General features: G+C 36.1%; 11 protein-coding genes. 9 read left to right on the forward strand and 2 right to left on the reverse strand.

Translation table 11 applies throughout. The annotated features are described in order from the left end of the window. Positions 1–856: 856 nt before the first annotated feature. The 5 genes from MM239_RS06705 to MM239_RS06725 are packed head-to-tail and all read left to right on the forward strand — an operon-like array spanning position 857 to position 5,397. Positions 857–1,465, forward strand: a complete 609-nt coding sequence (locus MM239_RS06705) for a DUF4254 domain-containing protein (protein WP_241347434.1) — start codon at positions 857–859, stop codon at positions 1,463–1,465. A gap of 2 nt (positions 1,466–1,467) precedes the next feature. Further along, complete coding sequence (locus MM239_RS06710; RefSeq protein ID WP_241347435.1) at positions 1,468–2,493, forward strand: glycosyltransferase family 9 protein; 1,026 nt, start codon at positions 1,468–1,470, stop codon at positions 2,491–2,493. A gap of 34 nt (positions 2,494–2,527) precedes the next feature. After that, entirely contained in the window at positions 2,528–3,769 is a 1,242-nt protein-coding gene (locus tag MM239_RS06715; protein WP_241347436.1) for a glycosyltransferase family 4 protein, read from the forward strand. A gap of 6 nt (positions 3,770–3,775) precedes the next feature. Next, complete coding sequence (locus MM239_RS06720; RefSeq protein WP_241347437.1) at positions 3,776–4,588, forward strand: glycosyltransferase family 2 protein; 813 nt, start codon at positions 3,776–3,778, stop codon at positions 4,586–4,588. 2 nt (positions 4,589–4,590) lie between these two features. Next, complete coding sequence (locus MM239_RS06725) at positions 4,591–5,397, forward strand: glycosyltransferase family 2 protein (RefSeq protein WP_241347438.1); 807 nt, start codon at positions 4,591–4,593, stop codon at positions 5,395–5,397. 53 nt (positions 5,398–5,450) lie between these two features. Here the strand turns inward: MM239_RS06725 and MM239_RS06730 are convergent, their stop codons facing one another. Further along, entirely contained in the window at positions 5,451–6,653 is a 1,203-nt protein-coding gene (locus MM239_RS06730; RefSeq protein WP_241347439.1) for a pyridoxal phosphate-dependent aminotransferase, read from the reverse strand. 132 nt (positions 6,654–6,785) lie between these two features. Between MM239_RS06730 and MM239_RS06735 the strand changes: the two genes are divergently transcribed. The 4 genes from MM239_RS06735 to MM239_RS06750 all read left to right on the forward strand — a co-directional run bounded on the left by MM239_RS06735 (position 6,786) and on the right by MM239_RS06750 (position 9,606). After that, entirely contained in the window at positions 6,786–7,661 is an 876-nt protein-coding gene (locus MM239_RS06735; protein WP_241347440.1) for a toxin-antitoxin system YwqK family antitoxin, read from the forward strand. A gap of 76 nt (positions 7,662–7,737) precedes the next feature. Then, on the forward strand, positions 7,738–8,190 hold the full coding sequence (locus MM239_RS06740; RefSeq protein WP_241347441.1) for a MarR family winged helix-turn-helix transcriptional regulator: 453 nt from the start codon (positions 7,738–7,740) through the stop codon (positions 8,188–8,190). A 75-nt stretch (positions 8,191–8,265) separates the two neighbouring features. Next, on the forward strand, positions 8,266–9,270 hold the full coding sequence (locus MM239_RS06745; RefSeq protein ID WP_241347442.1) for an NAD(P)/FAD-dependent oxidoreductase: 1,005 nt from the start codon (positions 8,266–8,268) through the stop codon (positions 9,268–9,270). Between the two features lie 15 nt (positions 9,271–9,285). Continuing rightward, positions 9,286–9,606: a 2Fe-2S iron-sulfur cluster-binding protein gene (locus MM239_RS06750; RefSeq protein ID WP_241347443.1), complete on the forward strand. Its 321-nt coding sequence runs from the start codon at positions 9,286–9,288 to the stop codon at positions 9,604–9,606. A gap of 56 nt (positions 9,607–9,662) precedes the next feature. Here the strand turns inward: MM239_RS06750 and MM239_RS06755 are convergent, their stop codons facing one another. Continuing rightward, the gene (locus MM239_RS06755) at positions 9,663–11,825 is read right to left on the reverse strand and encodes a cation:proton antiporter (protein ID WP_241347444.1); all 2,163 of its coding nucleotides are present in this window, start codon (positions 11,823–11,825) and stop codon (positions 9,663–9,665) included. Positions 11,826–12,052 lie beyond the last annotated feature (227 nt).

A 12,052-nucleotide genomic window follows, 5' to 3' on the forward strand; every position in this document is an offset into this window, starting at 1 on the left:
TTTGCCGCCAGCTTCCTTCAGATTCCACTTCGCATTGGACACCCTTGCTCTTGGCTAGTGGTTGGCGATTACAAACCCCCACAGTGGACTTTCACCACCTAGTTAGTTACCATGCACGGCACACAATAAAAAAGTCCCACCAAAGGCAGGACCTTAAAATTATGTGAAGGCCAGAAAAAACCATTGTCATAATGACCTTCACATTTACATTAATCAAAAATTCTAAGCAGAAAAAGTTGCTTAATCACCCATGACAAAGGTAGATAAATTTCTTCCAAATTTCCAAACATTAATTCACGGTTTTTTTTGATAAAATATAAAAATAGTAACACCTGCAACAAAAATGCATTTCATGAAAAATGTGTAAACGATTGCACAGCAATACCGAATATCACAACAATCGCATTAAATTTAGACAAGCTTCAAGATAAAATAATATTTCAATAAAACACATGAAATACATTATTTTAAAACCAAAATGACTTAAACACCTTAGATAACTTAACTCATGTCACAACACGGATTTACCGAAAATCAAAACCCAACTAATATTTTATATGTCACAACACTAAATCGTATGAGTCTAATTTTTTATTCTTTTAATCATATTAAACATACGCAAAATTAAATAATCTACTAATTTGATTAGCATCGACATTTTTTAAAAAATCACAAAAAACGGACTAAAAGCGATGAAATTCACTTGGAAAAAACTTGAATTCCTAAGTGAAAAATAGTAAATAAAAATTAAAATCATTTTAAAGCTTCCATATTTTCCTAACCTACCTTAAAGCAGAGTTGACAAGCCTGCATTAGTTAGCTTGTAAAATAATTTAACTATCTCTATTTTTGTATCATGATCAGCGAGACAGCCAACAAAATTTTCCAAAAAGCCATACTTGATTATCACATTTTCGATCAGATAGATCGCCCTATAGAAAACCCTTATGGAGAGAATACTTTAGAGCACTTATTGTATTTAAAATGTTGGATAGATACTGCTCAATGGCATATGGAAGATGTGGTTCGAAATCCAGATATTGCCCCTGAAGAAGGACTATACTGGAAAAGAAGAATTGATCAACAGAACCAAGTACGCACTGACACTGTGGAGTTTATTGACAGTTATTATTTGAATCTATTTAAAAATATAACTCCCAAAAATGACGCAAAAGTAAATAGTGAAAGTCCAGCATGGGCTATAGATCGACTATCTATTCTTGCTCTTAAGATTTTTCACATGGAGCAAGAGACCTTAAGAACAGACATCTCTGAGGCACACTTTTCAAAGTGTAAAGAAAAACTTGACATCTTACTAGAGCAAAGAAAGGATTTATCTCAAAGTATTGATGACTTACTCGCGGACATTCAATCAGGGCAAAAATACATGAAAGTCTATCGACAAATGAAAATGTATAATGACCCTACAATGAACCCAGTATTATACGGGAATCCTAAAAGCTGAACATGAACCGCATCATAGTGACGCGTTTTTCTGCAATGGGCGATGTGGCCATGACAGCTTCTGTTATCGAAGAATTTGTCGAACAAAACAGAGATGTGGAAATCATAATGGTTTCAAGGACTCATTTTGCTGATTTTTTTAAAGGTATCCCAAGGGTAAAATTTCATGAAATTAAGCCGAAGTCTACTCATAAAGGTTTGATTGGTCTGATCAAGCTTTATATTGAGTTGTTAAAATATAAGCCTGCCACTTTGGTGGATTTACATAATAATCTAAGAAGTAAATTCATCAGGTTTTTCTTCAAACTCTCTAATCAACCAGTAGGTATATTGAATAAAAGGAGGAAAGAAAAAAAATTCATTATAAATCACAAAAGCATAAAATGCAACAAATTACCTTTAGTAACAGAAGCATATGCTGATACTTTTCGCACCTTGGGTTACGCTTTGAATCTTTCACATAAGCTTCATAGAAAATCTAGACCAATTCCTGAAAACTTAAGAGAGATTTTTTCTAAGGAAACATCATTCATTGGAATTGCGCCTTTTGCTCAACACATTTATAAAGTGCTTCCTGAAGAAAAAATGAGTCGGATAATTGCTCAACTTAATCAAAAAGGTTACACTATTGTTTTATTTGGAGGTGGAAAAGAGGAAAAATTGAAGACAGAAGCCTGGGCTGAAAAGTATTCAAATACGATTAGCACTATTGGTAAACATTCCTTGAGCGAAGAGTTGGACATAATTGCAAATTTAAACGTCATGATTAGCATGGACAGTTCAGGTATGCATATGGCTTCGCTTGTTGGCACAAAATGTGTTTCAATTTGGGGAGCTACCCATCCCAAAATTGGTTTTTTAGGATATGGACAATCCTTGGAAAACTGTGTTCAAGTAGAACACCCATCAAGACCAAGCTCTATCTATGGAAACAAACCTTGTGACTGTGATGGTGTGGAGGCTATAGATTTAGTAAGTCCAGAGATGGTGATGGAGAAGGTGGAAGAGGTCCTACTGAAAAACAAATAGAACGTCATTTATTCAAGTTAATTAAAAGCCTACCATGAAAAAAATAGCATTTATAGTATGTCAATACGGTAAAGAAGTAAATGGAGGCGCTGAAATTCACTGTAAAATGCTTGCAGAGAGGCTTACCCCTTTCTATGATGTAGAGGTTCTAACATCAACAACCATAGATATTAGCACTTTTGAACCTTTCTATGAAGAAGGTCTTGAAATAGTAAACGAGGTAAAAGTCAGAAGGTTTCAACCAATTCCATTTCAAAAAACAAGATACGAAAAGCTTTACAAGGCTAGTAAGTTAGGTCGAAAAATTAGACGTAATCTATATCGACTAAAAATTTTAAAATGGATATCCAATATATTTCCTGTTTGGTCAATAGGCACTAAAAATGAAGAGGAAATGCTAAAATCTCATGGCTTTTATTCTCCATCTTTAATTGAATATGTAAATCAAAATGTAAATAATTATCAAGCATTAATCCTGATTTCTTATCCTTACCCTTCAACTTATTTCATAGGAAAAAAATATCCTAGCAAGTGTATTTTGATACCAACAGCACATGAAGAAGGTGATCTTTACAGATCCATCCAATCAAAAATTTTTACGAAAATATTTCATATTGCATTCAACACAGAAGCTGAAAGAGATTTGTGCAAAAAGGTATTTGGCAACAAACTTTCTAAGTCTAGTATACTAGCAGTTGGTATAGACATTACCGATCCAGCCTCAGAGAATCATATAATTGAAAAATTCAATTTACCTGATTCATATATTCTATATTTTGGGCGGATTACTTCTGGAAAAATTGGAAAACTAATTGATTGGTTTCTAGAATTTAAAAAGAACCATAAATCAAATGTTAAACTTGTTTTAACTGGGAGACTTTTCATGGAGAAGGTAAATAATAAAGACATTATTTATACAGGATTTGTTTCTGAAGCTGAAAAAACAGCACTTATCTCTAAAGCTAAAGTCGTCGTAAACCCTTCAGATAAAGAAAGTCTATCCCTATTATTACTCGAGTCAATGGCACTTGGTAAACCAGTTATCGTAAATGGAAATTGTGAGGTGATGAAACAACACTGTATAAAAAGTGACTTTGCCTGCGACTATTTCATATCCAAAAATGATTTTTTAAAAAAATTGGAATTATCTCTAGAGAATTCAAAATACAGAGATAATATGACAAGAAAAGCTAAGGAATATGTTTTAACACATTATAATTGGAAGAAAATAATTTCAGATCTTAAAATATTGATTGAACAAGTCCCTGTTAAATAACAAGTAATGAGTTACAGAACCAAAGTTTCACTATTAATAACAACCTATAACTGGCCGGAGGCTTTAGAACTTTGTTTTCAAAGTATTTTGAATCAGTACACACCGCCAGATGAGGTAGTTTTTGCCGATGATGGGTCAAAAGATCCCACAAGAATCTTAATAGAAAGCTTTCGTGAAAAGACTGATACCCCTATTCAACATATTTGGCAAGAAGATGATGGATTTCAACTAGCTAAAATTCGAAATAAAGCAATTGCAGCATGTAAACATCCCTATATCATACAAATTGACGGTGATTTAATTTTAAATCCATACTTTATTAAAGATCATATTAACCATATAAAACCCAACTCTTTCACAACTGGAAGTAGAGTTAATTTACATGAACCTTACTCAAAAAAAATTTTAAACTCTGGAATACTTCCGCCTATATCTGAAATTAAAAGAAATAGTAATAATTTTTTTAATGGCCTTAGAATACCCTATTTAACAAAATTTCTTTCAAATAAATATAAGACAAAAAATAAATACAGAGACTTTACAAGAGGTTGTAATATGGCATATTGGAGAGATGATGCAATTCAAATTAATGGATATAATGAGAATATGATTGGTTGGGGTAGTGAAGACAAAGAGTTTGTGACAAGAATGATCAATAACGGAAAAGAAAAGAGATTTTTGAAATTTTCAGCAATAGTTTATCACATTTGGCATCAATTTTCGAATCGATCTAGTCAAAATATAAATGATGAAATCTATCAAAAATCTGTAAATCAAACCATTATCAAAACACAAAACGGCATCAACAAGTATCTTTAAAAATGATTGCATCCGTCATCATCAGCACCTACAACTCACCCTTATGGCTTGAAAAAGTTCTAATTGGGTTTCTATGTCAATCTCATAAGGACTTTGAAATTATCATCGCTGATGATGGCTCGACTGTGGATACAGCCAATTTACTCGATAAATATAAAACTAACTTTAAATCACTCATTCATGTATGGCATCCTGATGATGGCTTCAGAAAATGTGAAATTCTTAATAAAGCAATTGAAGCCTCCACTACTTCTTACTTGATTTTTACTGATGGAGATTGTATTCCAAGAAACGATTTTATAAATACCCACCTAAAGTACAGAGATGAAGGCAAGTTTCTTTCTGGAGGGTATTTCAAACTACCCCTTTCAATATCAAATATCATATCTACTGAAATAATTCAGAAACAGCTTTGTTTTGATATCGAATGGTTGGCCAATAATGGACTAGAGAGCACCTTTAAAAATACAAAATTATCAAATAGCAAAACCCTCACGAGTATCCTCAATGCTATCACAACTACCAAACCCTCATGGAATGGTCACAATGCTTCTGGCTGGAAGAAAGATATTTTAGCTGTAAATGGTTTTGATGAAAGGATGAAGTATGGTGGAGAAGATCGTGAGCTTGGTGAAAGATTAGAAAATTACGGAATTACCGGATTGCAGATCAGGTACAAAGCAGTATGTGTACACTTGGATCATGAAAGATCGTACATTAAAGAAGAAGACTTGATCCAAAATAAAGCAATCCGTAAAGAAACCAAGAAAAACAAGGCAACATTCACACCTTATGGCATCAAAAAATGAATGAAGGGTATGAAGAACAGTGCCCCCATACCTTCCTTCATATAAACATAAAATTATCCTAATTTACCCAGTGACTCTTTTATCCTCTTCAAAGCTTCCTTCAATTCTTCATCAGAAGCAGCATAAGACAACCTAACACAATCAGGCGCACCAAAAGCAGCCCCAGTCACCAATGACACGTTGGCATCTTCAAGCAAATAGATGCATAAATCATCAGCATTGTTGATTTTATGAGATCCACTAGACTTACCAAAGAAAGCCGTGACATCTGGGAAGAAGTAAAATGCTCCCTCTGGAATGTGTGTTTTGATCCCAGGAATATCTTGCAACAAAGCAAGCACAAGTTCTCTCCTACTCAAATATGCTTTTTCCATTTCTTTGGAAGGTGTTTGGTCACCAGCTATCGCCGCAAGGGCAGCTCGTTGTGCTATCCCTGTACCTCCTGAAGTAAATTGACCTTGCATTTTTTCACAAGCTTTGGCTATAAACAATGGAGCACAAATGTACCCAACTCTCCAGCCTGTCATCGCATACCCTTTTGAGAATCCATTTACCGTGATGGTACGGTCAAACATCCCTGGTATAGAAGCAATACTAAAATGCTTGCCAGTAAAATTGATCAATTCATAAATTTCATCTGCGATCACATAAACATCATCTCTTTTCTTTACCACTGCGGCCACAGCCTCTAACTCATCCTTGCTGAAAACAGAACCTGTCGGATTACAAGGTGAAGAATAGATCACTGCTTTGGTTTTTGAAGTCATGGCATCTTCAAGCTGTTGAGCTGTAGCTTTGAAGTTGTTTTCTAAAGTTCCTTCTATGAGTACAGGAACTCCACCTGCCATTTTGATGATCTCAGCATAAGACACCCAATAAGGTGAGAAAATTACCACTTCATCTCCTTCATTGATCATGCACATAAAAATGTTCGCAATAGAATGCTTTGCTCCTGTAGACACTACTATATTCTCTGCCTTAGCATCAGCTATATTGTTATCATCTCTTAGCTTCTTGGCAATTGCTTCTCTCAAATCTTGATATCCTGCCACAGGTGGATAAGCAAAATATTTCCCCTCATCAATTGCGGCCTTAGCTGCATCCTGAATATGTTTTGGGGTCTTGAAATCAGGCTCACCTAAGCTCAAGCTAATAATATCTACACCTTGACTCTTCAGTTCACGGGCTTTTTTTGCCATTGCCAGCGTAGCTGACTCCTCCATTTGGTTAATTCGGTCTGATAGGATTGAATTCATTTTACTTGGTTGTTTTTAAAATTTGTCCAAAATTAAAGATTTGAATATAAAATTCTAAACATAACGGAGATTTGATCATCAATTAGTAATTTTAAAATTCAATATTTGGTTTTCGAACACGTTTAAGTAAATATGAAAGCAATTTGGATCGGGATTTCCCTATTTTTCTTGGCTCCTGCAACCCTCTTCGCACAGAAGAAAAACAAAAAAGAAATTGAAACTCCAATTTCTGACCCAGATTCCTCTGGAATAGTGAGCGATAAGCTATTGCCTACTACTTCCCCACTTCTACTTTTTGACGAACAATCCAAAAAAGAAAAAAAGAAGAAGAAAAAGAAAAAGGAAAAAAAGAACATCTATTTTGGAGAAAAGACTCGGAAAGCCCGAACAAAACAAGTACTGAAAGATCAGATACAATACACGCTCTTTAATTACACAACACAAGACAAAGATCCTGACCCTTATATCAGAGACATCTATTGGTATGATAGTAAAGAAAAGATCATACGAACCAAAAACTTCGACGCAAGTAAAGGGGTGCTTTTACATGGCCCATATGAAAAAATCATCGGCGATATCACTGTAGAAAAAGGTATGTTCTACTTTGGCACCAAACATGGTATATGGATGTCTTTCGATAGCAAGAGTGTCCTTTTAGACAAAGGACATTATAATGGAGGCTGGAGAAAAGATTCAAGAACCTCCTATTATGATGCCAACAATAAAGTTATTGAAAAAATGACTCCTATGGAATATGATCTCATGGAGGGTAATTACTTCCATTTTTATGAAAACGGCCAAGTCGCAGTAGTAGGTGAATATCAATATGGTGAAAAAGTAGGCTTGTGGACAGAATATTGGGATACCAAAAACACACAAGCCATCAGAAAGCGTGAGATTCAATATCAAGAAAAGGCATTTACCAAAAATGCTCGCCCTTACATTCGTGCAGAATGGGATAAAGACGGTAATCTAATTTACAGAAACAACTTGATTTCTAATCAATAAACAATTTCCCTACTTTTTTTGTAGGGAATTGATTTTGTATCATATTGTTATTATATTTGTCACACTAATTATTGGTATGACACAAGAACAATTCAGCAAATACTCCTTCCTTCTCGATAGAACAGCTCGTAAGGTAAAGCAATATGCACAGCAAAAATTCAATCAAGGGGATTTTGATGTAACTGTGGACCAATGGTTGGTATTGAAAAACCTCTCAGAGAACGGACTAGTGAGTCAAACAGAGCTAGCGCAATTAGTTTTCAAAGATCACCCAACCCTTACCAGAATCATTGACATCTTGTGTAAAAAAGGTTACGTGGAGCGTGTTCCTCATCCTCAAGACAGAAGAAGCTTCCAATTACACCTGACAAATGAGGGCGTGGCGAAAGTTAGAGAACTTAAACCACAGATAACAAAGATTAGAGAAAAAGCTTGGGAAAACTTGGATGAGAGGGACTTTGAGGAATTTAGAAGAATCTTGAATACGATCTATGACAACCTCGAAGGCAATAATGCTCAAGAGTTATAAATAAAGTTGTTATACTAATTATATTTACACGAACAATCTCAAACAAAAATGGGTTTACCCATAAAAACTACCGATATGATTAATACTGATATTTGCATCATTGGAGCTGGACCGGTAGGTCTATTTGCGGTTTTTGAAGCTGGGCTATTAAAAATGCGTTGCCATTTGATCGATGCCCTGCCACAAGTAGGCGGTCAGCTTTCTGAAATATACCCACAAAAGCCGATTTATGATATTCCTGGGTATCCAGAAGTCAAAGCACAAGAATTGGTAGACAATCTAATGGATCAGATCAAGCCTTTCAATCCTACTTTTACACTTGGAGAGAGAGTAGATCATTTAGCTAAGCAAGATGATGGTTCTTTTATCATAACCACAAGTGACAAAACCAAAGTTCATGCACAAGTGGTAGTAATCGCTGGAGGACTAGGGTGTTTTGAGCCAAGAAAACCTGTTCTTGAAAACCTTGAGCTATTTGAAGGAAAGGGCGTAAACTACATGGTGAAAAACCCAGAAACCTTTAGAGATAAAAAGGTAGTGATCGCTGGAGGAGGAGACTCTGCCCTTGATTGGACCATATATTTGGCCAATGTATCGGAAAGGGTAACTCTTGTTCATAGGAATGAAACCTTCAGAGGTGCCCCAGATTCTGCAGCCAAAGTATTTGACTTGGCTAATAACGGTAAAATCGATTTGATACTTTCTGCAAACTTGAAAGAAATCAATGGTGGAGAGCACCTTGAATCACTCAAGCTAGAAACCAAAGGCAAGGAAGAAATTACCCTAGACGTGGATTACCTAATTCCACTCTTTGGCTTGAGCCCTAAACTTGGACCTATCGCTGACTGGGGATTGAGCATAGACAAAAATGCCATTGAAGTAGATACTAAAGATTATTCTACAGGAGTTGATAGGATTTATGCCATTGGAGATATCAATACTTATGAAGGAAAACTAAAATTGATTCTGTGTGGATTCCATGAGGCAGCTATCATGATGCATTCAGCATTCAAGTATGTTTATCCAGACCAAAAACTTAGCTTTAAATACACGACTGTTAATGGTGTAAATGCATTTTAACCTTACCTTTGCGACATGGTAACATTCACTGTAGAAGATCACGCTGGCAATCGCCAAGAAATAGAAGCCCCAGATGATATGGGCTTAAGCCTTATGGAAATCCTTAAAGCATCAGAATACCCTGTATTAGCTACCTGCGGAGGAATGGCACTCTGTGCTACTTGCCACATCGAGGTACTTGAAGGCAAAGATGAGCTTGGTGAAGCCACAGATGTTGAGCTTGATCAGCTAGAGAATCTTCCTGAGTATTTCCCTACGAGTAGATTGGCATGTCAAATTCGAATAGGAGATGTTTTAGAAGGTGCTGTAGTCAAACTTAGAGGCGAAGACAACTAAAATCCAAATCCTTTTACAATATAAAAAAAGAGGCTCCTTTGAGCCTCTTTTCTTTTTTACTTCCATTTGAAAAGTTGACCAACAACTTTTGGGAAACTCTCCAAGGTACTAACTCCCTCAAGAAGTGGTTTAAGTAGAGGAGTGCCTCCATAGGATGTGTACCCACGCTGATCAAAATCAAATTGCATCGGGTAAATCAAAACATAATTATTCTCTTTAAAATATTTGTTGAGGTACTTTGGTATTTTTTCCATGTATGGGCTATATGACACTCCTCCTCGTCTACTCATCACAACGATCAAGGCATCATTGTCTTTGAGGTCTTTAGAAATGATCAAGAAATCATCCCAATCAGAAAAATCTTTAAACTCAGCCTCGACACTAAATTTCTTCTGCACTTGTTTGATATAACCCAATGTCTCTTCAGAAGCATAGAATACCAGTTTGGCTCCTGTGTTCCTGCCTATATTCCACACCCTCAAAAGCCAAAAAGCAAAACCCATTTCATGCTCAGCACCAGGGGGTACCACAACAATGTATCGCTTGATAGTATTCAATGGCTGCACACTATTATAAATCAATGCCGTCAAATTAATTTTTCCAAGAATACCTTCTGTCAACTTCCCAAGTAGGGAACCCGAAATGCCTTGACTTTTGTGAAGGCCAAGGATGATATCAGTCACTTTATTTTCCTTGACCACATTGGTAATGCCATTGACTACATTGGAATCAAACCTAGTCAATTCTGTCAGGTGATTATCCGTAGAGGCTGCAAACACACTTGCTTTTTCCAAGAGTTTCTTTGCTTGCTTTTCCATCGACGCATCTTGAGAATCAGAAGGGATGATATTCAAAGCAAGCAAAGCATCTTTTTGGGATTTAGTCTTGATCGTAACACCAAGGTGTATAAGTTCTTCTACATTTTCTGGATAGTTCACTGGGATCAAAATTTTCTCTTCCGCTTCAGTTTCTTCCTCTTCTCCATTTCCACTTTCCTCTTCTAAAGCCAATTTGGTTGCCCCTTTTTGTGCCACAAAACTAGCAATGGTACATGTCACCAGAATCATCAAAATAGTACCATTAAGGATACTTTCCCCCAACAGCCTGATAGGCTCACCATTGGCATCTTCACCTAAAACCACATTGTAACCCACCAATACCGCCGCTAAGGTTGCTGCTGCCTGTGCATTACTCAATCCAAATATCACATCTCTCTGGGCTCTTGAAAACTTAAAAGTCTTCTGAGTGACCCATGCAGCAAGGAATTTTGATGTTGTTGCTATCACAGACATCACTACAGCGACGATGATTGTTTCTATATTATTGAAAAAGACACGAAAGTCTATCAGCATACCAACCCCTATCAAGAAAAATGGGATAAATAAAGCATTACCTACAAACTCAATCCTGTTCATCAGGGGAGAAGTATGCGGGATCAATTTGTTCAAAGCCAAACCTGCCAGGAAAGCACCAATGATTGCCTCCACTCCCGCGGCTTCGGCTAGAAAGGCCGCAAAGAACACCATCCCCAAAACAAAAATGTATTGAGAGACATTATCATCAAATTTTTTAAAAAACCACCTTCCTATGATTGGGAATACGAACGCTACAATTGCTGAAAATATCAAGAGTGAAACTATCAACCTGATCCAGAATTCATTGGTAAGCTCACCCGCGGAGACCCCAACCACCACAGCCAAAACTAAGAGCGCTAGTGTATCAGTGATTACAGTCCCTCCTACAGTGATATTGACTGCCCTATTTTTGACTATGCCCATTTTACTGATGATCGGATAAGCCAATAAAGTATGTGAGGCAAACATGGAGGCCAAAAGTATCGAAGTAGGGAATGTAAAGTTGAGGATATACAATCCACCTAAGGTTCCTAAAACCATAGGTATCAAAAATGTATAAAGACCGAAAATGACGGATTTTCCACTATTCTTTTTGAAATCAGCCATGTCAATTTCCAATCCAGCCAAAAACATGATATAAAGCAAGCCTACAGTACCAAAAAGAACCACACTACTATCTCTTTCCAGCAAGTTGATCCCATTGGGACCTATAATAGCTCCTGCCACTATGAGTCCTATCAACTGTGGGATTTTAATTCTATTCAAAAGAAGAGGAGCAAATAAGATAATGAAAAGTATGCTTGAAAATATCAGCACAGGGTTTGACCATGGTAAACTGAAGTTCAATTCTGCGAGAAACAGCATAAAATACACGTTTAAGTTTAGATTTAATCTTAAATAACAATTTTGAAATCTTACTTAAGGAATCAAGATTTGTCAGAAGACTTGATAAAGATAGTTCTAACTTTAAAATAGAATCAAAGGTTTCATTTAACACTGATGATTTATTTTTTTCAAACAAAAAAGCCGGCCTCGTGGTTAGAGACCGACTTTTCAATTATTAAAATAGGCTTGAAAGAAAATACTTTTAT

The sequence above is a fragment of the Belliella filtrata genome (assembly GCF_022549775.1).
GTDB lineage: Bacteria > Bacteroidota > Bacteroidia > Cytophagales > Cyclobacteriaceae > Belliella > Belliella filtrata.

What these genes read in the sequence shown, in the direction of transcription:
- MM239_RS06705 (WP_241347434.1), top strand. Translation starts at nt 857, where the DNA reads ATGATCAGCGAGACAGCCAACAAAATTTTCCAAAAAGCCATACTTGAT.
- MM239_RS06710 (WP_241347435.1), top strand. Translation starts at nt 1,468, where the DNA reads ATGAACCGCATCATAGTGACGCGTTTTTCTGCAATGGGCGATGTGGCC.
- MM239_RS06715 (WP_241347436.1), top strand. Translation starts at nt 2,528, where the DNA reads ATGAAAAAAATAGCATTTATAGTATGTCAATACGGTAAAGAAGTAAAT.
- MM239_RS06720 (WP_241347437.1), top strand. Translation starts at nt 3,776, where the DNA reads ATGAGTTACAGAACCAAAGTTTCACTATTAATAACAACCTATAACTGG.
- MM239_RS06725 (WP_241347438.1), top strand. Translation starts at nt 4,591, where the DNA reads ATGATTGCATCCGTCATCATCAGCACCTACAACTCACCCTTATGGCTT.
- MM239_RS06730 (WP_241347439.1), bottom strand. Translation starts at nt 6,653, where the DNA reads ATGAATTCAATCCTATCAGACCGAATTAACCAAATGGAGGAGTCAGCT.
- MM239_RS06735 (WP_241347440.1), top strand. Translation starts at nt 6,786, where the DNA reads ATGAAAGCAATTTGGATCGGGATTTCCCTATTTTTCTTGGCTCCTGCA.
- MM239_RS06740 (WP_241347441.1), top strand. Translation starts at nt 7,738, where the DNA reads ATGACACAAGAACAATTCAGCAAATACTCCTTCCTTCTCGATAGAACA.
- MM239_RS06745 (WP_241347442.1), top strand. Translation starts at nt 8,266, where the DNA reads ATGATTAATACTGATATTTGCATCATTGGAGCTGGACCGGTAGGTCTA.
- MM239_RS06750 (WP_241347443.1), top strand. Translation starts at nt 9,286, where the DNA reads ATGGTAACATTCACTGTAGAAGATCACGCTGGCAATCGCCAAGAAATA.
- MM239_RS06755 (WP_241347444.1), bottom strand. Translation starts at nt 11,825, where the DNA reads ATGCTGTTTCTCGCAGAATTGAACTTCAGTTTACCATGGTCAAACCCT.